Here is a 23,902-nt window from a genome sequence, read left to right as displayed (position 1 = left end):
GGGTCCAGGTGAAGTGGGGGGTCCGGGCGGCGAGGAAGGCGGTGGCGGCTTCCAGGGCGTCGGGGCTGTCGGCGGCCTGGGCGGACCAGTAGCGCTCGCGCTCGGGGTCGGGGGCGCCGTCGGTGAAGTCCTTGGCCGCGTGCTGGGTGAGGCGGGAGCGGGCGCCGAGCAGGGCGGTGTAGTCGCGTACCCGGGTGGCCAGCCCGTCGGGCGGCCACACCTCGTCGACCAGGCCGGTCCGCAGCGCCCGCTCGTGGTCTATCAGCTCGGCCGAGTACAGCAGGTGCTTCGCCGTGGCGGGACCGGTCAGCCTGACCAGCCGCCGGGTGGTGGACGCCGGGTAGACGATGCCGAGCCGCGCCGGGGTCACCCCGAAGCGGGCGCCCTCCGCCGCGAAGCGCAGGTCGCAGGCCGCCGCGAGCTGGCAGCCGCCGCCGACGCAGTAGCCGCGCACCGCGGCGATCGTCGGCTTCGGGAAGGCGGCCAGCGCCTCCTCCGCCGTGACCGCGGCAGCCTGCGCCGCCCACAGCCCGGCGTCGTCGGTGAAGCCGCTGATGTCGGCGCCCGCGCAGAAGGTGTCGCCGGCCCCGGTGAGCACCAGCACCCGCACCGCCGGGTCCTTCGCCAGCGGCGCCAGCAGGACGGGCAGCGCCGCCCACATGTCCAGCGTCATCGCGTTGCGGCGGGCCGGGTTGGCGATCGTGACCGTGGCGGTGCCGTCTGCGGTGTCGACCGAGAGACCCGGCGGCATGGTCATGGAGGCTCCTCGAACAGGACGGGCGTCTGGACGGCACACATACGACAACGGGCGGTCGGAAGCAGTCGCCCGGACGACACTACCGGTCACCGCCAGTCGCAAAACGCTGAAAGGTGCGGACTTACGGTTTCCCGGCTGCCGCGACCCCCGGCATTGCGGACACTCGATGCCATGAGGCGGAAATCCCCGGGACACCGGCGGGGCCTTTGGGCACACATACGCGAAGGCGATGGTGGATGCGGTCATGGAGGTGCGCGGGAGCATCCCGCACGAACAGCCCCCGGCCCCGGGGGCATACGAGGGGGTGTGGCGCTTCACGGCCCCCACCGTGGATCCCTCGGTGCCCCTGGTACGGCACGGGGTGCGCACACTGGTCGCCGACCTCGCGGTGCCGGTCCACGACGACATCCTGCACGGCCTCCTGGTGATCGTCTCCGAGCTGGTCACCAACGCCGTGAAGCACGCGGCCGTCCTGTCGCCGGAGCTGGGCGTCGAGGTCGCGGTCGGCCCCGACTGGATCCGGGTCGCCGTCGAGGACCAGCACCCGTACCGCCCCAAGGTGCTGGAGACCGACCACGCCAGGACCGGCGGGCGCGGGCTGCTGCTGGTGTACGCGATCGCCACGGAGGCGGGCGGCAGCTGCGGCATCGTGCAGACCGCGACCGGCGGCAAGATGATCTGGGCCGCCCTGCCGTTGCGGCCGCCCGACGGCTGACCGGTTACCAGCCCGCCCGGTCCCCGGTGACCTCGCGCACCGTCGGCAGCGCCGTGTCGAGCACCGAGCCGAACCACGCGGAGAACGTCCCCTCGGCGCGCAGCTTCGCCAGCTCCGAGGGGCCGGCGAAGGCGGTGTCGTCGATCTCCTCGGGGTCGGGGTCCAGCGGGCCGCGTACCAGCCCCACGTACAGGTGGTTGAACTCCTGCTCCACCAGACCCGACGCCGGGTCCGGGTGGTTGTAGCGCACGGTCCCCGCCTCGCGCATCAGCGCCGGCGCGACCCCCAGCTCCTCCGCGGTGCGCCGGGCGGCGGCGACGAAGGGCTGCTCACCGGGATAGGGGTGGCCGCAGCAGGTGTTCGACCACACGCCGGGCGAGTGGTACTTGCCCAGCGCCCTGCGCTGGAGCAGCATCCGGCCGGCGTCGTCGAAGAGGAAGACCGAGAACGCCCGGTGCAGCCGGCCGGGCGCCAGGTGCGCCGACAGCTTCTCCGCTGTGCCGATCGTCACACCGTTCTCATCGACGAGTTCGAGCATGATCGGCTCCGCGGCGCCGCCGGGAGGCGGCGGACCTGCGGGGGAGCCGGGTCGGTCGGTGGCAGGGCTGCTGGGCATGACCATCCTTCGCGTTCGGCGGCAAGTCCTCAGTCTGCCTCACATGAGCTGCCGGTAATCGCGGACGCCGTATTCGGCGCGCACCGGCGCACCGGCCGCACGCCGCCGCGCCCTCAGTGGCACAGCCGCGCCTCGTGCTCGGCGTGCCCGGCCGGCTCCAGCTGGAAGGTGCAGTGCTCGACGTCGAAGTGGGTGCCGAGGCAGCCCTGCAGGTCGTGCAGCATCTTCTCGTAGCCCACCGCCTCCAGCACGTCCTGGCTGACCACCACGTGCGCGGACAGCACCGGCATGCCCGAGGTGATCGTCCAGGCGTGCAGGTCGTGCAGGCCCTCCACCCCCTTGAGCCCCTCGATGTGCCGCCGCACCGCCGCCATGTCCACGTTCTTGGGCGCCGCTTCGAGCAGCACGTCCACGGCCTCGCGCAGCAGCCGCCAGGTGCGCGGCACGATCAGCAGGCCGATCAGCAGCGACGCAACGGCGTCGGCCTGCCGCCAGCCGGTGGCCAGGAAGATCCCGGCCGCCACGACGACCGCCAGCGAGCCCAGCGCGTCCGCCATGACCTCAAGGAAGGCGCCGCGGACGTTCAGGCTCTCCTTCTGGCCGCGCATCAGGACCAGCAGCGACACCGTGTTCGCGACCATGCCGATCAGCCCGAAGACGATGGTGGCCCCGCCGTCGAAGTGCTGCGGCGAGATCAGCCGGCTGATGCCCTCGGCGAAGATGAAGGCGCCGACCCCGAACAGCAGCACCGCGTTGAGCACCGCCGCCAGGATCTCTGCGCGCGCGTAGCCGAAGGTGCGGCGCTCGCTCGCCGGGCGGCCCGCGATGTGGACGGCCAGCAGCGCCATCGCGATGCCCGCCGCGTCGGTGGCCATGTGCCCGGCATCGGCGAGCAGCGCGAGCGAGTCGGTGAGCGCGCTGCCGACCACCTCGGTGGCCAGCACCAGCACGGTGATGCCCAGCGCCACCCGCAGCCTGCCGCGGTGTGCGGCGGTCGCGGTGCCGTGTCCGTGCGCGTGGCCGGCCCCATGGCTGTGCCCTGCCCCCATCGGCGCGTCCCCTTCCCTTGTGCGCTGCGATGTGCCGCTTCCGTGTTCCGGGCCGCCGCCGGAGGCCCGCGCCCGGGACTTCCCGCCGCGGCGGTCAGTCAACACCGGTGACCCAATGTGGGCAAGCCGGTACTGGAGACCGTTGTCATGTGCGGTGACCTGCGGTGATGAGCCACGCGGCAAGGGCGCGGGAAGGCCACCCGAGGTCACCCGTACGGCGTACAGGGGACGCTGGTTGTCCGGGCGGCGCGGATCGCGCATGATGATCACACCGTGCGCGCCAAGTCTGGGCGAATAGTCGGTGAACGACCTCTGTCGTTCATCCGATAGCCTCTGCCGTCGTGCCGGGCGCCCGGCTGCTCCGCCGCCGACCGCCCGCGGGCACGGTCTTCGCACGCTTCCAGGGAGTGGGTTCCTCTGCCGACCGCTATTCTCACCGGCCCGCCCGCCGCAGGGTCGCCGTCACCGCTGACGGACGACCTGCGGGCGCTGGGATTCCAGGTCGTCGAGGCGGACACGCCGGACGCCGTCGCGGCCCGGCTCACCGCGGCGCCGGCCGGCGACCGGGTCGCCGTGGTGGACCGCCGCTTCCGCGGCCACCGGCACGCGCTGCGGCTGGCGCTCACCGACCCGCGGTTCGACACTGCCGCGGTCCCCGGCGCCCTGACAGCCCGCCCCGCCGCCCGGCAGGCCCTGGTCCGCGCCCTGGCGGCGCTCCCGGCCGGGCGCTCCGGCGGCCCGCCCGCCTACGGCGGCGGCTCCTCCGCCGGCGGCGCGCCCGCCGCGGACACCGCGACCGGCACGCACACCGCGGCCAGGACCGCCACCGCCACCACGGCCCAGAGCGCCGCCGTACCGCTCCCCGCCCCCCGCAGCGGCCCCGCCGACGACGTCCTGCCCGACGCCCTGGCCGCGGCCCTGGCCGCGACGGGCGAGCCGCCGTACCGCCCCGAGCTGGGCGTCCTGGTCGCCGAGGTGGCCACCGACCGGGCCGCCGCCGAGGCGGCGGGCACCGCGATCGCCGCCGTCGACGAGGAGTCCGTACGGCTGCGCAGCGCGGTCAAGGCCCGCGACGGCTTCTTCACCACGCACTGCATCAGCCCCTACTCGCGCTATCTGGCCCGCTGGTGCGCCCGCCGCGGGCTGACCCCCAACCAGGTCACCACCGCCTCGCTGCTGGTCGCGCTGATCGCCGCCGGGTGCGCCGCCACCGGCACCCGCGCCGGATACGTCGCCGCCGGCGTGCTGCTGCTCGCGTCGTTCGTGCTGGACTGCACCGACGGCCAGCTGGCCCGCTACTCGCTGCAGTATTCGACGCTCGGCGCCTGGCTGGACGCCACCTTCGACCGCGCCAAGGAGTACGCCTACTACGCCGGGCTCGCGCTGGGCGCCGCCCGCGGCGGCGACGACGTGTGGGCGCTCGCGCTGGGCGCCATGGTGCTGCAGACCTGCCGCCATGTCGTCGACTTCTCCTTCAACGAGGCCAACCACGACGCGACCGCCAACACCAGCCCCACCGCCGCGCTGTCCGACAAGCTGGACAGCGTCGGCTGGACGGTCTGGGTGCGGCGGATGATAGTGCTGCCGATCGGCGAGCGCTGGGCGCTGATAGCGGTGCTCACCGCGGTCAGCACCCCCCGCGTCACCTTCGTGGTCCTGCTCGTCGGCTGCACGCTCGCCGCCGGCTACACCACCGCGGGCCGGGTGCTGCGCTCGCTGACCCGCAGGGCCCGCCGTACCGACCGGGCAGCGCGGGCGCTGGACGACCTCGCCGACAGCGGCCCGCTGGCCGAGGTGCTGTCCGCGGTGCTGCGCCCGCTGGCCCGCCGGATGCCGCCCTTCGCCGCGCCCGCCGTGGCCGTGCTCGCCGCCGCCGGGGTGATCGCCACCGCGGCGCTCGCCCCGCACGGCAGCTGGTACCCGGTGGTCGCCGCCGCGCTCTACGTCGTCACCTCGGCCTTCGCCGTCGCGCTGCCGCTCAAGGGCGCGCTGGACTGGCTGGTGCCGCCGATGTTCCGGGCCGGGGAGTACGGCACGGTGCTCGCGCTCGCCGCGGTCTCCGGCGTGAACGGAGCGTTGCCTGCCGCTTTCGGGCTGGTGTCGGCCGTCGCCTACCATCACTACGACACGGTGTACCGCATACGCGGCGGCGCCGGCGCACCCCCGCGGGCCGTGGTGCGGACGGCAGGCGGCCACGAGGGCCGCACGCTGGTCGCGGCCCTGGCCGCAGCCGTCGCCGCACACCGTACGGGCTTCACGGTCACGCTGACGGTGCTCGCCCTAGCCATCGCGCTGCTGGTCCTCGTCGAGAGCATCCGCTTCTGGGTGACCTCGGGGGCCGCCGCAGCCGTACACGACGAATCAGGAGAACCCGCATGATCGGCCTTGTGCTGGCAGCCGGCGCAGGCAGGCGCCTGCGTCCCCACACGGACACCCTGCCCAAGGCCCTGGTGCCGGTCGGCCCGGAGGGCGCGCGGGACAGCCTGACCGTGCTCGACCTGACGCTGGCGAACTTCGCCGAGGTCGGCCTCACCGAGGTCGCGGTCGTCGTCGGCTACCGCAAGGAAGCCGTCTACGCGCGCAAAGCGGACCTCGAAGCGCGCTACGGACTGAAGCTCACCCTGATCGACAACGACAAGGCCGAGGAGTGGAACAACGCCTACTCCCTGTGGTGCGCCCGTGACGTGATCCGGCAGGGTGTGATTCTGGCCAACGGCGACACCGTCCACCCGGTCTCGGTGGAGCGGACGCTGCTCGCCGCCCGCGGCGAGGGCAAGCGGATGATCCTGGCGCTCGACACCGTCAAGCGGCTCGCCGACGAGGAGATGAAGGTCGTCGTGGAGCCCGGCAAGGGCGTACGGCGGATCACCAAGCTGATGGACCCGGCCGAGGCGAGCGGCGAGTACATCGGTGTGACCCTCATCGAGGCCGAGGCGGCTGCCGACCTCGCCGACGCGCTCAAGACCACCTTCGAGCGCGACCCCGACCTGTACTACGAGGACGGCTACCAGGAGATGGTCGACCGCGGCTTCACCGTGGACGTCGCTCCGATCGGCGACGTGGCCTGGGTCGAGATCGACAACCACGACGATCTCGCCAGGGGCCGGGAGATCGCGTGCCAGTACTGACCCGGCTGATCCCCTCGCCGGTCGTCGTCGACATCAGGACCGGGGCGCTCGCCGACCTGTCCCGGCTGCTCGCCGACCAGCGCATCTCCACCTCGGGCAAGCTCGCGCTGGCCGTCAGCGGCGGCTCGGGCGCCCGGCTGCGCGAGGCGCTGGCGCCGGAACTGCCGGGGGCCGACTGGTTCCCGGTCGAGGGCGGCACCATCGACGCCGCGGTCAAGCTCGCCGACGCCATGCGCGGCAAGCGCTACGACGCGGTCGTCGGCCTCGGCGGCGGCAAGATCATCGACGTCACCAAATACGCCGCCGCACGGGTCGGCCTGCCCATGGTCGCGGTCGCCACCAACCTCTCGCACGACGGCATCTGCTCCCCGGTGTCCACCCTGGACAACGACAACGGCCGCGGCTCCTACGGCGTCCCCACCCCGATCGCCGTGGTCATCGACCTGGGCGTCATAAGGGAGGCGCCGGCCCGCTACGTACGGGCCGGGATCGGCGACGCCGTCTCCAACCTGTCGGCCATCGCCGACTGGGAGCTGTCCCACCGCGAGACCGGCGAACCGGTCGACGGGCTGGCCGCGGCGATGGCCCGCAGTGCGGGCGAGGCCGTCCTGCGGCACCCCGGCGGCATCGGCGACGACGCCTTCCTCGGCACCCTCGCCGAGGCCCTGGTGCTGTCCGGTATCGCGATGTCGATCAGCGGCGACACCCGGCCGTCCTCCGGCGCCTGCCACGAGATCAGCCACGCCTTCGACCTGCTCTTCCCCGACCGGGCCGCCGCGCACGGCGAGCAGGTCGGCCTCGGCGCCGCCTTCGCCATGTACCTGCGCGGCGCCCGCGAGGAGTCGGGCCTGCTCGCCCAGACGCTGAGCCGCCACGGCCTGCCCGTGAAGCCCACCGAGATGGGCTTCACCGAGGCGGAATTCGCCCGGGCGGTGCACTACGCCCCGCAGACCCGCCCCGGCCGCTTCACGATCCTGGAACACCTCGACCTGTCCGACACCGAGATCAGGGACGCATACGCCGACTATGCCAAAACCATCAGTAGCTGAACTGCGCCCGGTCGTTCACCCCCCGGGGGTCAAGGACCGGCGCAGCGGCGAGCACTGGGCCGGCCGGCTCTACATGCGCGAGCTCTCGCTGCGTATAGACCGGCACCTGGTGCCCACCCGGATCACGCCCAACCAGCTGACGTACCTGATGACCGTCTTCGGCGTGCTCGCCGCCCCGGCGCTGCTCGTGCCGGGGATCGGCGGCGCCGTCCTCGGTGTGCTGATGGTCCAGCTGTACCTGCTGCTCGACTGCGTCGACGGCGAGATCGCCCGCTGGAAGCAGCAGTTCTCGCTCAGCGGCGTCTACCTCGACCGGGTCGGCGCCTACCTGTGCGACGCCGCGGTCCTGGTCGGCTTCGGACTGCGCGCCGCCGACCTGTGGGGCGACGGCCGGATCGACTGGCTGTGGGCCTTCCTGGGCACCCTCGCCGCCCTCGGCGCGATCCTGATCAAGGCCGAGACCGACCTGGTCGGCGTGGCACGCCACCAGGGCGGGCTGCCGCCGGTCAAGGAAGCGGCGTCGCAGCCGCGCTCCTCCGGCCTCGCCCTGGCCCGCAGGGCCGCCGCCGCGCTCCAGTTCCACCGGCTGGTGCTGGGCGTCGAGGCCTCGCTGCTCATCGTGGTGCTGGCGATCGCCGACCAGGTCCGCGGCGACCTGTTCTTCACCCGGCTCGGCGTGGCCGTGCTGGCCGGAATCGCACTGGTGCAGACCCTGCTGCACCTCGTATCGGTGCTCGCTTCCAGCAGACTGAAATGAGGCGGACATGAGCGAACCGCTCAAGGTCGGCGCGGTCGTCATCACCATGGGCAACCGGCCGGCCGAGCTGCAGGACCTGCTGGACTCGGTCGCCAAGCAGCAGGGCCCCGTGGTCGAGGTCGCCGTGGTCGGCAACGGCGCCCCGCTGCCGGTGCTGCCCGACGGGGTGCGCACCGCGGAGCTGCCGGAGAACCTGGGCATCCCCGGCGGGCGCAACGTCGGCATCGACCTGTTCGGCCCGGACGCTGCCGACGTCGACGTGGTGCTCTTCCTCGACGACGACGGGCTGCTGCCCGGCGACGACACCGCCGAGCTGGTCAGGGCGGCGTTCACGGCCGACCCGCAGCTGGGCATCATCAGCTTCCGGATCGCCGACCCGGACACCGGGGCGACCCAGCGCCGCCACGTCCCCCGGCTGCGCGCGGCCGACCCGATGCGCAATTCGCGGGTCACCACCTTCCTCGGCGGTGCCTGCGCGGTCCGCAGCCGGGTGATCCAGCAGGTCGGTCCGCTGCCGGCGGAGTTCTTCTACGCCCACGAGGAGACCGACCTCGCCTGGCGCGCGCTCGACGCGGGATGGATGATCGACTACCGTTCCGACCTCGTACTGCACCACCCGACCACCTCGCCGGCCCGGCACGCGGTCTACCACCGGATGGTGGCCCGCAACCGGGTGTGGCTGGCCCGGCGCAATCTGCCGTGGCCGCTGGTACCGGCCTACCTCGGAGTGTGGTTCGCCCTGACGCTGCTGCGGCGGCCGTCCGGTCCGGCGCTGCGTGCCTGGCTCGGCGGTTTCCGCGAGGGCTGGACCACCCCCTGCGGTGAACGGCGGCCGATGAGATGGCGGACGGTCTGGCGGTTGACGCGACTGGGCCGACCCCCGATCATCTGACAAGCTCGGACCTGAGAGCATCAGGCGCAGCCCGGGAATCCCCTGCACCCGGCGCGCACCTTGAGGACGAAAGTGTCAACTGTGAGCGAGACAACGCACAATGGTGCGGTCGCCGTCGGTGCCCCGCCGGCACCCACGGCCGATGACGGCCTCAGTCCCTCCCAGCTCGCCGCCAAATACGGGCTGAGCGTCAGCGGCGCCCGGCCGGGGCTGGCGGAATACACCCGGCAGCTGTGGGGCCGCCGACATTTCATCAACGAGTTCGCCAAGGCACGTACTGCGGCGCAGTACACCCAGGCCCGCCTCGGCCAGCTCTGGCAGGTCATGACACCGCTGCTGAACGCGGCCGTCTACTACCTGATCTTCGGTGTACTGATCGGTACCAGGAAGGGTGTCGACAACTTCATCGCCTTCCTGGTCACCGGCATCTTCATCTTCACCTTCACGCAGTCCTCGGTGATGAGCGGCGTCCGGGCGGTGTCGGGCAACCTCGGCCTGATCCGGGCGCTGCACTTCCCGCGCGCCTCGATGCCGATCGCGTTCACGCTGATGCAGCTCCAGCAGCTGATGATGTCGATGTTCGTGCTCGTCGCGATCGTGCTGATGACCGGTGAGGTGCCGGACGCCTCCTGGCTGCTGCTCATCCCCGCGCTGACCACCCAGTGGATCTTCAACACCGGCCTGGCGATGATCGTGGCCCGGCTCGGCAGCAAGATGACCGACCTGGCACAGCTGATGCCGTTCATGCTGCGCACCTGGATGTACACCTCGGGCGTCATGTACAGCATCGAGAACCTGACCGAGGACGCCCCGCACATCGTCAAGATCCTGCTCGACATCAACCCCGCCTCGGTCTACATCGACCTGGCCCGGTTCGCACTGATCGACAGCGTCACCTCGTCGCAGATGCCACCGCACGTGTGGATCGCCGCGGTGGGTTGGGCTGTCCTGGTGGGTGTCGGCGGCTACATCTACTTCTGGAAGGCGGAGGAGCACTATGGCCGTGGCTGAACAGCAGTCCGTCGCCGACCGTACGAAGACAGCCGGCGCACGCGTCCCCACCGTGGTCGTGGACGATGTGCACATCGTCTACAAGGTCTACGGCGCCGGCACCGGCAAGGGCAGCGCGACCGCGGCGCTCGGCCGGCTGCTGCTGCGCCGCGGCACACCGAACGTCCGCCGGGTGCACGCCGTGCGCGGAGTGAGCTTCACCGCCTACCGCGGCGAGGCGATCGGCATCATCGGTTCCAACGGCTCGGGCAAGTCCACCATCCTGCGGGCCATCGCCGGCCTGCTCCCGCCCGAGAGCGGCAAGATCTACACCGACGGCCAGCCGTCCCTGCTGGGCGTCAACGCGGCCCTGATGAACGACCTGACCGGTGCCACCAACGTCCTGCTCGGCGGTCTGGCGATGGGCATGTCGCAGGAGGAGGTGCGCCGCCGCTACCAGGGCATTGTCGACTTCTCCGGGATCAACGAGAAGGGCGACTTCATCTCGCTGCCGATGCGTACGTACTCTTCCGGCATGGCGGCGCGGCTGCGGTTCTCGATCGCGGCGGCCAAGAACCACGACGTGCTGATGATCGACGAGGCGCTGGCCACCGGTGACCGGGCCTTCCAGCGCCGCTCGGAGGACCGTATCCGCGAGCTGCGCAAGGAGGCCGGCACGGTCTTCCTGGTCAGCCACAACAACAACTCCATCCGCGACACGTGCGACCGGGTGGTGTGGCTGGAGAAGGGCGAGCTGCTGATGGACGGGCCGACCGACGACGTCATCAAGGCCTACGAGGCGCACAGCAAGTAGCCCGCTCGCCGCCGCGGTGCACCCGCCGCCCGGCCCGCGAAAGACGACGGCCCCCGCCGGATGATCCGGCGGGGGCCGCGCGTTGTGACGGGTACTGTCCTTCACGCCCCCGGCGTACGCCGGACAGCGGCCCGACGTAAGCTGTACCGGTGCTGGGAGCCCTCTGATGATCGATTCCGGGTGTGCGACGCCCGGCGTGGCGGCGTGTCCGAAATGGGAAGATCCGACGGGGCGGTGTAGAACGGGGGATGTGGCGGCCATGACGAACGGGACCATCCTGCTCCGGGGCACGTATCCCGCCTGTCTGCCGGGCAGCCCGCGGTGACCGGGGACGACACGTCCCAGGCCGTGCTGGACAAGGCCGCGCGCGAGAACTTCCCGGTGGCACCGGTGTTCCTGCCGCGCGCATGGCGGCAGGACCTGATGGCCGTCTACGGCTTCGCGCGGCTGGTGGACGACATCGGCGACGGCGACCTGGCGGACGGCGGCCGGCCCGACGCGGTCCTGCTCGGCCTGGACCCGGCAGCCGCCGGCGACCGCATCGCGATGCTGGACGCCTTCGAGGCGGACCTGCGGCAGGTCTTCGACGGCACCCCGGCCCACCCGCTGCTGCGGGCCCTGCAGCCCACCGTCCGCCGCCGGGAGCTGACCCCCGAACCCTTCCTCGGCCTGATCGCGGCCAACCGCCAGGACCAGCAGGTGGCCCGCTACGGGACCTACGGCGACCTGCTCGCGTACTGCGAACTGTCCGCGAACCCGGTCGGCCGGCTGGTGCTGTCGCTGACCGGCACCTCGACGCCGGAACGGGTCCGCCGCTCCGACGCGGTGTGCACCGCGCTGCAGATCGTCGAGCATTTGCAGGACGTCGCGGAGGACCTTGCGAGGGACCGGGTGTATCTGCCGGCCGAGGACATGAAACGCTACGGCGTGGATGAGGCCGACCTGGCAGCACCGCAGGCGGCCCCGCAGGTGAAAGCACTGGTCGCGTTCGAGGCCGAACGCGCTCGCGAGCTGTTGAATGAAGGTACCCCCCTGGTGGGTAGCGTCCGTGGCAGGCTTCGGCTGTTGCTCGCGGGATTCGTCGGTGGCGGGCGGGCGGCGCTGAAATCGGTCGAGCGTGCCGGATACGACGTCCTCGCGGGTTCGCCCAAAGCCACCAAGAGCGGCCTGCTGCGCGAAGTGGGGTCGACATTGCGAAGAAAGGGGTGAGCCGGACCGTGAACGGTTCCGCCCACACGTCCGGACCGGTACTTGCCGCATACAGGTACTGTGAGACCGTGACCGGCCACGAGGCCCGCAACTTCGCGTACGGCATCCGTCTGCTGCCTACCGCCAAACGGCAGGCGATGTCGGCTCTCTACGCGTTCTCGCGCCGCGTGGACGACATCGGCGACGGCGATCTGGCGCCCGCCGAGAAGTCGGCACGGCTCGAAGCCACCCGGCAGCTGCTCACCCGGGTCAGGAGCGGTGACATCCGCGAGGACGACACCGACCCCGTCGCGGTGGCGCTCGCCGACGCCTCCCGCGTCTTTCCCATTCCGCTCGAAGGCCTGGACGAACTCATCGACGGTGTTCTGATGGATGTTCGGGGCGAGACCTATGAAACCTGGGACGACCTGGCTGTTTACTGCCGTTGTGTGGCCGGTGCGATCGGACGGCTCTCGCTGGGCGTGTTCGGCACCGTGAATGGGCACGATCACGCACGTGCCGCCGAATACGCCGACACGCTCGGCCTTGCCCTGCAACTCACCAACATCCTGCGGGACGTCCGCGAGGACGCCGGCAACGGACGGACCTATCTGCCCGCCCAGGACCTTGCCAAATTCGGCTGTGCCGCCGGTTTCCACAGCGACACGGCCCCGCCCGGCTCCGATTTCGCCGGTCTGGTGGAATTCGAAGTACGCCGGGCCCGCAGCCTCTTCGCTACCGGCTACCGGCTGCTGCCGATGCTCGACCGGCGCAGCGGCGCCTGCGTGGCCGCCATGGCCGGCATCTACCGCCGGCTGCTGGAGCGGATCGCCGCCGACCCGGACGCCGTGCTGCGCGGCCGGGTCGCGCTGCCCGGCCGGCAGAAGGCCTATGTCGCCGTCCGCGGTCTTACCGGCCTGGACACCCGCCGTATCGCCAGGACCCCCCGGAGGGACACGTGAGACCCACCCGCCAGGGAGCGGGTCCACGGCACGCGGCACAGCAGTCGAACCGTCACCAGGTCCGCCACACCCGCAGTCAGGCAACCCCGCGCCCGTCCACCGCGTCACTTCCCGCGACAGCGCGCCGCAACCCGCGGCGCCCGGCCGCAGGGGAGGGCGAATGACGAGGTCACAGGGCGGATCGCAGCAGCCGCTCGGCCGCAGCGCCGTCGTCGTCGGCGGCGGCCTCGCCGGGATCACCGCCGCGCTCCGGCTGGCCGACGCCGGCATGAGGGTCACCCTCGCCGAGGCCCGGCCGCGGCTGGGCGGACTCGCCTTCTCCTTCAAGCGCGGCGAACTGACCGTCGACAACGGCCAGCATGTCTTCCTGCGCTGCTGCACCGCCTACCAGTGGTTCCTGGACCGGATCGACGCCCGCGACCTGGTGACCCTTCAGGACCGGCTGGACGTACCGGTCGTGGACGCGGACACCGGCAGGACGGGCCGGCTGACCAGGGCGGCCCTCCCGGTGCCGCTGCACCTGGCGGCGAGCCTGGCCCGCTATCGGCACCTGTCGCTGCGCGAGCGCGCCTCGGTCGGCCGGGCCGCCCTGGCGCTGCGCGGCCTCGACCTGACCGACCCGGCCCTGGACGACATCGACTTCGGCAGCTGGCTGGCCCGCCGGGGGCAGTCGGCGCGCACCATCGAGGCGCTGTGGGACCTGGTCGGCGTGGCGACGCTCAATGCCACGGCCGCGCACTCCTCGCTGGGCCTGGCCGCGATGGTCTTCAAGACCGGGCTGCTCACGGACCCGGGTGCCGCCGACATCGGCTGGGCCTCGGCCCCGCTCGGCGACCTGCACGACGGCCGCGGCCGCAAGGCCCTGGACACGGCCGGCGTACGGACGCTGCTGCGCACCCGCATCAGCGGCATCGAGCGGGGGGCGGACGGCGGTTGGCAGGTCTCGCTGGAGACCGGCCCCGGCCGCGCCGAGCAACTGACCGCGGACGTCGTGGTGTTGGCCGTCCCGCAGCGCGAGGCGCACGCACTGCTGCCGAGCGGCGCTGTCCAGCATCCGGAAAAGCTGTTGCAGATCGGCACCGCACCGATCCTCAATGTCCATGTGATCTACGACAGACAGGTGCTCCGGCAGCCGTTCCTTGCGGCTCTCGGCAGCCCCGTCCAGTGGGTCTTCGACCGTACCGAAAGCTCCGGCCTGACCGGCGGCGGCCAGTATGTGGCCGTGTCGCAGTCGGCCGTCGAGGACGAGATCGACCTGCCGGTCGCCGAACTGCGCGACCGCTACCTGCCGGAACTCGAACGCGTACTGCCGGCCGCCCGCGGTGCCGGCGTCCGCGACGTCTTCGTCACCCGCGAACGCACGGCGACGTTCGCGCCCACCCCCGGGGTGGGCGCGCTGCGGCCGGGTCCCGTCACCCGCGCGCCCGGCCTGTTCCTGGCCGGCGCGTGGACCGCGACGGGCTGGCCCGCGACCATGGAGAGCGCGGTGCGCAGCGGACTGCGCGCCTCCCGAGAAGCTTTGTCCGCCCTCGGCCTGCCGGTTGGCAACGGCGTCCTGGAGGCGGCGTGAGTGCTATTGGTGCAACCAGAGGAGAGAACGTGACCGCTGCCGGCGTCATCGAGCTGCTGGAAAACGGCCGCATCCTGACCACCCCCGTGCTCCGCGCGGCAGTCGCACGCCTCGCACCCCCCATGGACACCGTGGCGTCCTACCACTTCGGCTGGATCGACCAGACCGGCCGGCCCGCGGACGGCGACGGCGGCAAGGCCGTACGCCCCGCGCTGGCGCTGCTGACCGCGGAGGCGGCGGGCGCCCCGGCCGAGACCGGCATCCCCGGCGCGGTCGCGGTGGAGCTGGTGCACAATTTCTCGCTGCTGCACGACGACCTGATCGACGGCGACGAGCAGCGGCGGCACCGCGACACGGTGTGGAAGGTGCACGGCCCCGCCCAGGCGATCCTGGTGGGCGACGCGCTCTTCGCGCTGGCCAACGAAATCCTGCTGGAGCAGGGCACCGTGGAGGCCGGCCGGGCCACCCGCCGGCTGACCACCGCCACCCGCAAACTGATCGACGGCCAGGCGCAGGACATCACCTTCGAGCACCTGGAGCGGGTCACCGTCCAGGAGTGCCTGGACATGGAGGGCAACAAGACCGGCTCGCTGCTGGCCTGTGCCGCCTCCATCGGCGCGGTGCTCGGCGGCGCGTCCGAGGCCGACGCCGACGCGCTGGAGGAGTACGGCTACCACCTCGGCCTGGCCTTCCAGGCGGTGGACGATCTGCTGGGCATCTGGGGCGACCCGGCGAGCACCGGGAAGCAGACCTGGAGCGACCTGCGGCAGCGCAAGAAGTCGCTTCCCGTGGTGGCCGCGCTGGCCGCCGGAGGGCCGGCTTCCGAGCGGCTGGGTGAACTGCTGGCGGCGGACGCGAAGAATCCGGAAAACGATGCCTTCAACGAGGAAGAGTTCGCCATGCGCGCGGCGTTGATCGAAGAAGCCGGTGGGCGCGAATGGACCTCTCAGGAGGCCAGGAGGCAGTATGCGACCGCCGTCGCCGCGCTGGACAAAATGGACATGCCGGAAGAAATTAATCGTAAGCTCGTAGGTCTTGCGGATTTTGTGGTGGTCCGCGAGAAGTAAAGAACAGCAACGTGGAGCGCTGACGTCGCCGGTCCCTCGCATGTGACGGCCGACGGCCGCCCCCAACACCGCAGAAGTCTCAACTGCAAAGGGGAAGCCATGACAGCGACGACCGATGGCAGTCCAGGTACGCCAACTCACCGGACACCCTCGGCCAGCAGCACCTCGGACCCGGATCCTGTTCCACCCGGTGACACCGAGGCGGCGGCGCAGCGTGCCGTGCAGCGCGCCGCAGACCACCTTCTGGCACGGCAGCACCCCGACGGATGGTGGAAAGGCGACCTCGAGACGAATGTGACGATGGATGCCGAGGACCTGCTGCTGCGTCAGTTCCTCGGCATCCAGGACGCCCGCACCACCGCCGCGTCGGCCCGCTGGATCCGCTCCCAGCAGCGCGAGGACGGCGCCTGGCCCACCTTCCACGGCGGGCCCGGCGACCTGTCCGCGACCGTGGAGGCCTATGTGGCGCTGCGGCTCGCCGGGGACTCCCCCGACGAGGCGCACATGTCGCTGGCCGCCAAGTGGTCGCGCGGCGAGGGCGGAGTGGCGGCCAGCCGGGTCTTCACCCGGATCTGGCTCGCGCTGTTCGGCTGGTGGGACTGGGACGACCTGCCGGAACTGCCGCCCGAGGTCATCTACCTGCCCAAGTGGATGCCGCTGAACATCTACTCGTTCGGCTGCTGGGCCAGGCAGACCATCGTGCCGCTGACCGTCGTCGGCGCGCTGCGTCCGGTGCGCCCCGCGCCCTTCGGCATCGACGAACTGCACATCAACCCCGAGCGGCCCAACCCCAAACAGCGCCGGGCGCCCCTCGCCAGCTGGGACGGGGTCTTCCAGCGGCTCGACCAGGTGCTGCACGTCTACCGCAGATTCAGCCCGCGCCCCGTGCGGCGCGGTGCCATGAACGCCTGCGCCCGCTGGATCATCGAACGCCAGGAGGCCGACGGCTGCTGGGGCGGCATCCAGCCGCCCGCGGTCTACTCGGTGATCGCCCTGCACCTGCTCGGCTACGACCTCGACCACCCGGTGCTCAAGGCCGGACTGGACTCGCTGGATCGTTTCGCCGTCTGGCCGGAGGAAGGCGTCCGGATGATCGAGGCGTGCCAGTCGCCGGTCTGGGACACCTGCCTGGCCGCCATCGCGCTGGCCGACGCGGGCCTGCCCGCCGACCACCCGGCGCTGATCAAGGCCGCCGACTGGATGCTGGAGGAGCAGATCACCCGCCCGGGCGACTGGTCCGTGCAGCGGCCGCAGCTCGCCCCGGGCGGCTGGGCGTTCGAATTCCACAACGACAATTATCCCGATATCGATGACACCGCCGAGGTCGTACTCGCCCTGCGCCGGGTCGCCCACCCCGACCAGGCCCGGGTGGACACCGCCGTGGACCGGGCGGTGCGCTGGACGGTCGGCATGCAGTCCAGGAACGGCGCCTGGGGCGCCTTCGACGCCGACAACACCAGCCCTTTCCCCAACCGGCTGCCCTTCTGCGACTTCGGGGAGGTCATCGACCCGCCGTCGGCGGACGTCACCGCCCACGTGGTGGAGATGCTCGCCGCGCTCGGTGTCGAGGGCGACCCGCACACCCGCACCGGCATCGAGTGGCTGCTGGCCGAGCAGGAGGACAACGGCTCCTGGTTCGGCCGATGGGGCGTCAATTACATCTACGGCACCGGGTCCGCCGTCCCGGCGCTCGCCGCGGCCGGCCTGCCCACCGACCACCCGGCGATCCGCCGGGCCGTGAGCTGGCTGGAGTCGGTGCAGAACGCCGACGGCGGCTGGGGCGAGGATCTGCGCTCCTACACCGACAGGGAATGGGCGGGACGCGGGCACTCCACCCCCTCGCAGACCGCCTGGGCGCTGATGGCGCTGCTCGCGGCCGGCCGCCGGGACACCCCGGCCGTCGAGCGCGGGGTGCGCTGGCTGGCCGAGACCCAGCTGCCCGACGGCTCGTGGGACGAGCCCTATTTCACCGGCACCGGCTTCCCCCGGGACTTCTCCATCAACTACCACCTCTACCGGATGGTCTTCCCGCTCACCGCGCTCGGGCGCTACGCCCGCAGCGAGCCCTTCGGCGCCGCGGGCCACGCGGCCGGCGCCACAGCCGCAGGAAAGGGGGCTTAGTCCGTGGGCCCTACCCGTCCACTGCTGGTGGTGTGCGCCCTGCGCATCGAGCGCTTCGCGCTGCGCAGGGGAGCGGCCAGGGGCGCCGCAGACCCGGTCACCGTGCTCCGTACCGGCATGGGGCCCGTGGCCGCGGAAGAGGCCGTACGCAAGGCGCTGCACAATTCGGCGCTGCGCGACGCGGCCGTCGTCACCACCGGCTTCTGCGCGGGGCTCGCCCCCGGCATGCGGCCGGGTGACATCGTCGTCTCCGACGAGGGACACGAGAGCGCGGTGCTGGCCGCCACGCTCAAGGCCGCGGGCCACACCGTGCACACCGGCCTCCTGGCCGAGTCCGACCATGTCGTACGCGGTGCGGAACGCACCGCACTGGCGGCGACCGGTGCCATCGCCGTCGACATGGAATCGGCCGCCATGCGGCGTGCCGCGCTCGCCGAAGGAGCGCAGCACATCGCCGCGGCCCGCGTCGTCGTCGACACGCCCGAATACGAACTCGTGCGCGTCGGAACGCTTCGCACCGGGATCATCGCATTCCGGGTGCTCAGAGATCTTGTACCCGCCTTTCTCGATTGGCACCGCACTACCGCTGCTCCCCCGGAGGTGAGCTAGATGGCTATGCCGCTTCGTCAGACCGTCCGTATCGCGTCGTACCTCTTCGAACAGAAAATGGTCCGGCGGCGCGAAAAGTTCCCGCTCATCGTCGAGCTGGAACCTCTCTTCGCGTGCAACCTCGCATGCGAGGGCTGCGGCAAGATCCAGCACCCGGCGGGGGTGCTCAAGCAGCGCATGCCGGTGGCGCAGGCGGTCGGGGCAGTCCTGGAGTCCGGGGCGCCCATGGTGTCGATCGCCGGCGGCGAGCCGCTGATGCACCCGCAGATCGACGAGATCGTCCGCCAGCTGGTGGCCAAGAAGAAGTTCGTCTTCCTCTGCACCAATGCCCTGCTGCTCCGCAAGAAGATCGAAAAATTCACTCCGTCGCCCTACTTCGCGTTCACCGTGCATATTGACGGCATGCGGGAGCGGCACGACGAATCGGTGGCGAAGGAAGGCACCTTCGACGAGGCCGTGCTGGCGATCAAGGAAGCACAGCGCCGCGGATTCCGGGTCACCACCAACTCGACCTTCTTCAACACCGACACCCCGCAGACGATCATCGACGTCATGAACTTCCTCAATGACGACCTCAAGGTCGAGGAGATGATGCTCTCGCCCGCGTACGCCTACGAGAAGGCACCCGACCAGGACCACTTCCTGGGCGTCACGCAGACCCGCGAGCTGTTCAAGAAGGCCTTCGACGGCGGCAACCGGCGCAAGTGGCGGCTCAACCACAGCCCGCTCTTCCTGGACTTCCTGGAGGGCAAGGCCGACTTCCCGTGCACCGCCTGGGCGATCCCCAACTACTCGCTCTTCGGCTGGCAGCGACCCTGCTACCTCATGGCGGACGGCTACGTCCCGACGTATCAGGAGCTGATCGACAAGACCGACTGGGACAAGTACGGCCGCGGCAAGGACGACCGCTGCGACAACTGCATGGCCCACTGCGGCTACGAACCCACCGCGGTCCTGGCGACCATGGGCTCGCTCAAGGAGTCCATCCGCGCCGCCCGGGAGACCGTCGCGTCCAACCGCGCGAAGTGACCTCCCGGTGATCCGGGGTACGAGCCACCGGCCGGGCAGCCGGCCGGTGGCTCGTACCCGCACTGCCGCCGGCCGGTCAGCGGTCGGCGATCCAGAGCAAACCCGGCAGGAACGAGGTCTGTACATGTCGATGCTGGAGCACATCAAAGGCCCGCGCGACCTGAAAGCCGTGCCCGACGGGCGGCTCGACGAACTGGCCGCCGACATCCGCCACTTCCTCGTCCAGGCGGTGGCCAGGACCGGCGGTCATCTCGGCCCCAACCTGGGTGTGGTGGAGCTGACCATCGCACTGCACCGCGTCTTCGACTCGCCCGCCGACCGGATCCTGTGGGACACCGGCCACCAGAGCTACGTCCACAAACTCCTCACCGGGCGCCAGGACTTCTCCAAACTCCGCAGCAAGGGCGGCCTGTCCGGCTACCCCTCGCGCGCCGAGTCCGAGCACGACGTGATCGAGAACAGCCACGCCTCGACCGTCCTCGGCTGGGCCGACGGCCTGGCCAAGGCCAACGAACTGCGGGGCAGCGACAACCACGTCGTCGCCGTCATCGGCGACGGCGCCCTGACCGGCGGCATGGCCTGGGAGGCGCTGAACAACATCGCCGCCGCCAGGGACCGGCCGCTGATCATCGTCGTCAACGACAACGAGCGCTCCTACGCGCCCACCATCGGCGGCCTCGCCAACCACCTCACCACGCTGCGCACCACCGACGGCTACGAGCGCTTCCTGTCCTGGGGCAAGCAGGTGCTCCAGCAGACCCCGGTGATCGGCCAGCCGCTCTACGAGTCCCTGCACGGCGCCAAGAAGGGCTTCAAGGACGCCTTCGCGCCGCAGGGCATGTTCGAGGACCTGGGCCTGAAATACCTCGGCCCCATCGACGGCCACGACATCGCCGCCGTCGAGTCCGCGATGCGCCGCGCCCGCCGCTTCCACGGCCCCGTGCTGGTGCACTGCCTCACCGAGAAGGGCCGCGGCTACCCGGCGGCCGAGCAGGACGAGGCCGACCGCTTCCACGCCGTCGGCGCGATGGACCCGGCCACCTGCCGGCCGCTCGCGCCCTCCGGTGGACCGTCCTGGACGTCGGTCTTCGGCGCGGAGATGGCCGCGATCGGCGACGAGCGGCCCGACGTGGTCGCCATCACCGCCGCCATGCTCCAGCCGGTCGGCCTCGAAGCCTTCGCCCGCGCCCACCCGCGGCGGGTCTTCGACGTCGGCATCGCCGAGCAGCACGCCGCCACCTCCGCCGCGGGGCTGGCCACCGGCGGCCTGCACCCGGTCGTCGCGGTCTACGCGACCTTCCTGAACCGGGCCTTCGACCAGGTGCTGATGGATGTCGCGCTGCACAGGTGCGGTGTCACCTTCGTGCTCGACCGGGCCGGTGTGACCGGTGTCGACGGCGCCTCGCACAACGGCATGTGGGACATGTCGATCCTCCAGGTCGTACCCGGGCTGCGGATCGCCGCGCCGCGCGACGCCGACCAGTTGCGCGCGCAGCTGCGCGAGGCCCTCGACGTCGACGACGCCCCCACCGTGATCCGCTTCCCCAAGGAGACCGTCGGCGAACCGCTGCCCGCGATCGGCCGGGTCGGCGGCATGGACGTCCTGCACCGCCCCGCCCAGGACCACGCCGACGACGTGCTGCTGGTCGCGGTCGGCGCGCTCGCCGGCTGCGGCCGCTCCGCCGCGGAACTGCTGGCCGGGCGCCGGATCGGCGTGACCGTCGTCGACCCGCGCTGGGTCAAGCCGGTCGACCCCGCGCTTCCCGAACTGGCCGCCAGGCACAGCATGGTGGCCGTGATCGAGGACAACGGGCGGGCCGGCGGCGTCGGTTCAGCCGTGGCCCAGGCGCTGCGGGACGCAGGCGTCGACGTACCGGTCCGCGACTTCGGCATCCCGCAGCAGTTCCTGCCGCACGCCAGGCGCGGCGAACTGCTCGCGGACCTCGGTCTGACCCCCGCCGAGATCGCCGGCGGCATCGGCGCCGCCCTGCTCCGTATCAGCGCCAGGAGCCAGGACGCGGCGGCCGGCCCCGCGGGCACCCCGACGATCCCGGCGCCGCACAGCGCCGGGAGCAGCACCCCACGTACGCAAGGAGCAGCTGAGCGATGACATCGTCTGAACCGACCGGTAGTACGCAGCCGATCGGTGCGGAGCCCGCCGCCGGGAAGCCGGCGGCGGGCGGTCCCGTGCCCCCGGGCGACCCGGTGGACGGGACCGGCGGGCCGGCCAAGGGCTTCGACCTGGCGACGCTGCTCGCCGAGCGCGGCAGTGAGCGCTACGAGCTGTACGGCAGGTACCTCAACCACCAACTGCCGCGCATGCTGCACACCATAGGGTTCGACAAGGTCTACGAGCGGGCCGAGGGCGCCCACTTCTGGGACGCCGAGGGCAACGACTACCTCGACATGCTGGCCGGCTTCGGCGTGATGGGCCTGGGCCGGCACCACCCGGTGGTCCGCAAGGCGCTGCACGACGTGCTGGACGCGGGCCTGGCCGACCTCACCCGCTTCGACTGCCAGCCGCTGCCCGGCCTGCTCGCCGAGCGGCTGCTCGCCACCGCACCGCACCTGGACCGGGTGTTCTTCAGCAACAGCGGCACCGAGGCCGTCGAGGCGGCCTTGAAGTTCGCCCGCTACGCCACCGGCAGGACCCGCGTCCTGTACTGCAAGCACTCCTTCCACGGCCTGACCGCCGGATCGCTGTCGGTCAACGGCGAGTCAGGCTTCCAGGACGGCTTCGTCCCACTGCTGCCGGACACCGCCATCGAGGTCGGCGACCTCGACGCGCTCGCCAGGGAGCTGAAACGCGGCGACGTGGCCGCCATGATCGTCGAGCCCATCCAGGGCCACGGCGTCTACATCCCGCCGCCCGGCTACCTGCGCGCCGCCCAGGAACTGCTGCACCAGCACAAGGCGCTGCTGATCTGCGACGAGGTCCAGACCGGCATCGGCCGCACCGGCGCCTTCTACGCCTACCAGCACGAGGAGGGCGTCACGCCCGACCTGGTGACCGTGGCGAAGGCGCTCTCCGGCGGCTACGTCCCGGTGGCCGCCACGCTCGGACCTGACTGGATCTTCAAGAAGGTCTACTCCTCCATGGACCGGGTGCTGGTGCACTCGGCGAGCTTCGGCAACAACGCCCAGGCGATGGCGGCGGGCCTGGCCACCCTCGCCGTGGTCGAGGACGAGCAACTGGTGGAGAATTCCCGCCTGATGGGCGACCTGCTGCGCACCCGGCTGGCCGCGCTCACCGACAGGTACGAATTCCTCAAGGAGGTGCGCGGGCGCGGCCTGATGGTCGCCGTCGAGTTCGGCCGCCCCAAGTCGCTGGGCCTGCGCAGCCGCTGGACGATGCTCCAGGCCGCGCGCAAGGGCCTGTTCGCGCAGATGGTGGTGGTGCCGCTGCTCCAGCGGCACCACATCCTCACCCAGGTCTCCGGCGACCACGTCGAGATCATCAAGCTGATCCCGCCCCTGGTGGTCAACGAGGCCGACGTCGACCGCTTCGTGACCGCCTTCACCGAGGTGATGGACGAGGCGCACGGCGGCGGCGGGCTGATGTGGGACTTCGGCAAGACCCTGATCAAGCAGGCGGTCGCGAACCGCTGAGCGTGCCGTCCGGACCACCGTGCCGGCGCGCCCCTGTGCGGGGGCGCGTCAGCCGCCGGTCAGCAACTGCTCGCGCAGCCGCTCCCGGCGCTGCTCGGTCAGGCCGAGGCCTTCGCTGAGGTAGCGGTCGACCGAGCCCCAGCGCTCCTCGATGGTGTCGAAGGCCGCCCGCAGATACTCCACCCGGGCCTCGAACAGCGGACTGAGCAGTTCCCTGACCTCCGGTGCGATGGCCGTGCCCGTGCTGCCGTCGCCGCGCACCACCTTGTAGCGCCGGTGGCGGGCGTTGCTCTCCAGGTAGTCCGCCTCGATCGCGGAGCGCTCCACCCCGAGCGCCAGCAGGATGATCGCGATCGACGTACCTGCCCGGTCCTTGCCCGCGGCGCAGTGCAGCAGGGCGGGGACCGCCGGCCGGTCCGGGTCGGTGAGCAGGTCCAGCATCCGGGAGTGGTCCGCGGTGCGCTCCAGGATGAGCTTGCGGTAGGCGGCGACCATCCGGGCCGCGCCGCGGCCCTCGCCCAGCACCGCCTCCAGCGACGGCACATCGCCGTCCCGCACGGTCTGCCAGAAGCCGGCGTTCTCGGCCGGGTCGTTGAGCGGCATGTTCAGGTTGCGGGTGCCCGGGAGAGCGGTGTCCGGGCCCTCCACCGCGATGTCGTCCGGGTTGCGGAAGTCGAAGACGGTGTGCAGGCCGAGCCCGGCGAGGAAGGCCGCGTCCTGCGCGGTGGCGTGCGCGAGGTGGCCGCTGCGGAAGAGCACACCGTGCCTGACCCGGCGGCCGTCGGCGGTGGGCAGCCCCCCGACGTCGCGGAAGTTGCGCACGCCGGTCAGCGCGGGCTCGGGTTCTGGTCCGGTCGGGGCGGACTGCCGCACTTCCTGGGTCACCGGCGCTCCTTCATCGATCGCTCACGGCTCATGCCGGGGCACTCCCGACGATACGGCAGCCCGGCGGGCGGCGTACCGACCGGTATGTGTCCGCG

General features: G+C 71.7%; 21 protein-coding genes. 17 read left to right on the top strand and 4 right to left on the bottom strand.

Features of this window, described 5'->3' with window-relative positions:
• Positions 1-751, bottom strand: a 751-nt coding sequence (locus tag V7E46_RS17225; RefSeq protein ID WP_443054204.1) for an enoyl-CoA hydratase/isomerase family protein, incomplete at its 3' end; no start/stop codon positions are given.
• Positions 752-1,001: 250 nt separating this feature from the next.
• Here V7E46_RS17225 and V7E46_RS17220 point away from each other — a divergent pair.
• Positions 1,002-1,472, top strand: a complete 471-nt coding sequence (locus tag V7E46_RS17220) for an ATP-binding protein (protein WP_333769222.1) — start codon at positions 1,002-1,004, stop codon at positions 1,470-1,472.
• Positions 1,473-1,476: 4 nt separating this feature from the next.
• On the opposite strand, the gene idi is transcribed toward V7E46_RS17220, so the two are convergent.
• Positions 1,477-2,088: an isopentenyl-diphosphate Delta-isomerase gene (gene idi, locus V7E46_RS17215; protein WP_329173402.1), complete on the bottom strand. Its 612-nt coding sequence runs from the start codon at positions 2,086-2,088 to the stop codon at positions 1,477-1,479.
• 113 nt (positions 2,089-2,201) lie between these two features.
• The gene (locus V7E46_RS17210; protein WP_333769217.1) at positions 2,202-3,137 is read right to left on the bottom strand and encodes a cation diffusion facilitator family transporter; all 936 of its coding nucleotides are present in this window, start codon (positions 3,135-3,137) and stop codon (positions 2,202-2,204) included.
• A 468-nt stretch (positions 3,138-3,605) separates the two neighbouring features.
• Between V7E46_RS17210 and V7E46_RS17205 the strand changes: the two genes are divergently transcribed.
• From V7E46_RS17205 to V7E46_RS17130, 16 genes are all read left to right on the top strand, one after another.
• Complete coding sequence (locus V7E46_RS17205; RefSeq protein ID WP_443054203.1) at positions 3,606-5,516, top strand: DUF5941 domain-containing protein; 1,911 nt, start codon at positions 3,606-3,608, stop codon at positions 5,514-5,516.
• Entirely contained in the window at positions 5,513-6,265 is a 753-nt protein-coding gene (locus V7E46_RS17200) for a phosphocholine cytidylyltransferase family protein (RefSeq protein WP_329173398.1), read from the top strand. The genes V7E46_RS17205 and V7E46_RS17200 overlap by 4 nt, the downstream gene beginning before the upstream one ends.
• Positions 6,253-7,314 (top strand): iron-containing alcohol dehydrogenase family protein, encoded by a 1,062-nt coding sequence (locus V7E46_RS17195; RefSeq protein WP_329173397.1) that lies wholly within the window; start codon positions 6,253-6,255, stop codon positions 7,312-7,314. The genes V7E46_RS17200 and V7E46_RS17195 overlap by 13 nt, the downstream gene beginning before the upstream one ends.
• Positions 7,292-8,071 carry a CDP-alcohol phosphatidyltransferase family protein gene (locus tag V7E46_RS17190; protein WP_333769216.1) on the top strand — a complete coding sequence of 260 codons (780 nt, stop codon included), beginning with the start codon at positions 7,292-7,294 and terminating at the stop codon, positions 8,069-8,071. Before V7E46_RS17195 ends, V7E46_RS17190 begins: the two co-directional genes overlap by 23 nt.
• A gap of 7 nt (positions 8,072-8,078) precedes the next feature.
• Entirely contained in the window at positions 8,079-8,963 is an 885-nt protein-coding gene (locus tag V7E46_RS17185) for a glycosyltransferase family 2 protein (RefSeq protein WP_333769215.1), read from the top strand.
• Positions 8,964-9,044: 81 nt separating this feature from the next.
• Entirely contained in the window at positions 9,045-9,974 is a 930-nt protein-coding gene (locus V7E46_RS17180) for an ABC transporter permease (RefSeq protein WP_329173394.1), read from the top strand.
• On the top strand, positions 9,961-10,767 hold the full coding sequence (locus tag V7E46_RS17175) for an ABC transporter ATP-binding protein (protein WP_329173393.1): 807 nt from the start codon (positions 9,961-9,963) through the stop codon (positions 10,765-10,767). Before V7E46_RS17180 ends, V7E46_RS17175 begins: the two co-directional genes overlap by 14 nt.
• Before the next feature lie 321 nt (positions 10,768-11,088).
• On the top strand, positions 11,089-11,976 hold the full coding sequence (hpnC, locus tag V7E46_RS17170) for a squalene synthase HpnC (protein ID WP_329173392.1): 888 nt from the start codon (positions 11,089-11,091) through the stop codon (positions 11,974-11,976).
• The gene (gene hpnD / locus V7E46_RS17165; protein WP_443054198.1) at positions 11,973-12,917 is read left to right on the top strand and encodes a presqualene diphosphate synthase HpnD; all 945 of its coding nucleotides are present in this window, start codon (positions 11,973-11,975) and stop codon (positions 12,915-12,917) included. The genes hpnC and hpnD overlap by 4 nt, the downstream gene beginning before the upstream one ends.
• 160 nt (positions 12,918-13,077) lie before the next feature.
• Positions 13,078-14,487, top strand: a complete 1,410-nt coding sequence (hpnE, locus tag V7E46_RS17160; protein WP_333769213.1) for a hydroxysqualene dehydroxylase HpnE — start codon at positions 13,078-13,080, stop codon at positions 14,485-14,487.
• A 5-nt stretch (positions 14,488-14,492) separates the two neighbouring features.
• Positions 14,493-15,554 carry a polyprenyl synthetase family protein gene (locus tag V7E46_RS17155; protein WP_443054202.1) on the top strand — a complete coding sequence of 354 codons (1,062 nt, stop codon included), beginning with the start codon at positions 14,493-14,495 and terminating at the stop codon, positions 15,552-15,554.
• A gap of 99 nt (positions 15,555-15,653) precedes the next feature.
• Entirely contained in the window at positions 15,654-17,675 is a 2,022-nt protein-coding gene (gene shc / locus V7E46_RS17150) for a squalene--hopene cyclase (RefSeq protein ID WP_333769211.1), read from the top strand.
• A 3-nt stretch (positions 17,676-17,678) separates the two neighbouring features.
• Positions 17,679-18,284 (top strand): phosphorylase family protein, encoded by a 606-nt coding sequence (locus tag V7E46_RS17145; protein WP_333769210.1) that lies wholly within the window; start codon positions 17,679-17,681, stop codon positions 18,282-18,284.
• Positions 18,285-19,313: an adenosyl-hopene transferase HpnH gene (hpnH, locus tag V7E46_RS17140; RefSeq protein WP_333769209.1), complete on the top strand. Its 1,029-nt coding sequence runs from the start codon at positions 18,285-18,287 to the stop codon at positions 19,311-19,313.
• Positions 19,314-19,437: 124 nt separating this feature from the next.
• On the top strand, positions 19,438-21,423 hold the full coding sequence (gene dxs, locus V7E46_RS17135; RefSeq protein ID WP_333769208.1) for a 1-deoxy-D-xylulose-5-phosphate synthase: 1,986 nt from the start codon (positions 19,438-19,440) through the stop codon (positions 21,421-21,423).
• Positions 21,420-22,922 (top strand): aspartate aminotransferase family protein, encoded by a 1,503-nt coding sequence (locus tag V7E46_RS17130; protein ID WP_329173382.1) that lies wholly within the window; start codon positions 21,420-21,422, stop codon positions 22,920-22,922. Before dxs ends, V7E46_RS17130 begins: the two co-directional genes overlap by 4 nt.
• 48 nt (positions 22,923-22,970) lie before the next feature.
• Here the strand turns inward: V7E46_RS17130 and V7E46_RS17125 are convergent, their stop codons facing one another.
• On the bottom strand, positions 22,971-23,807 hold the full coding sequence (locus V7E46_RS17125) for a tyrosine-protein phosphatase (protein WP_333769207.1): 837 nt from the start codon (positions 23,805-23,807) through the stop codon (positions 22,971-22,973).
• Positions 23,808-23,902: the final 95 nt, after the last annotated feature.

This window comes from Streptomyces sp. IBSBF 2435, from assembly GCF_036815005.1.
GTDB lineage: Bacteria > Actinomycetota > Actinomycetes > Streptomycetales > Streptomycetaceae > Actinacidiphila.
This window is presented reverse-complemented; position numbering and strand designations above follow the sequence as displayed.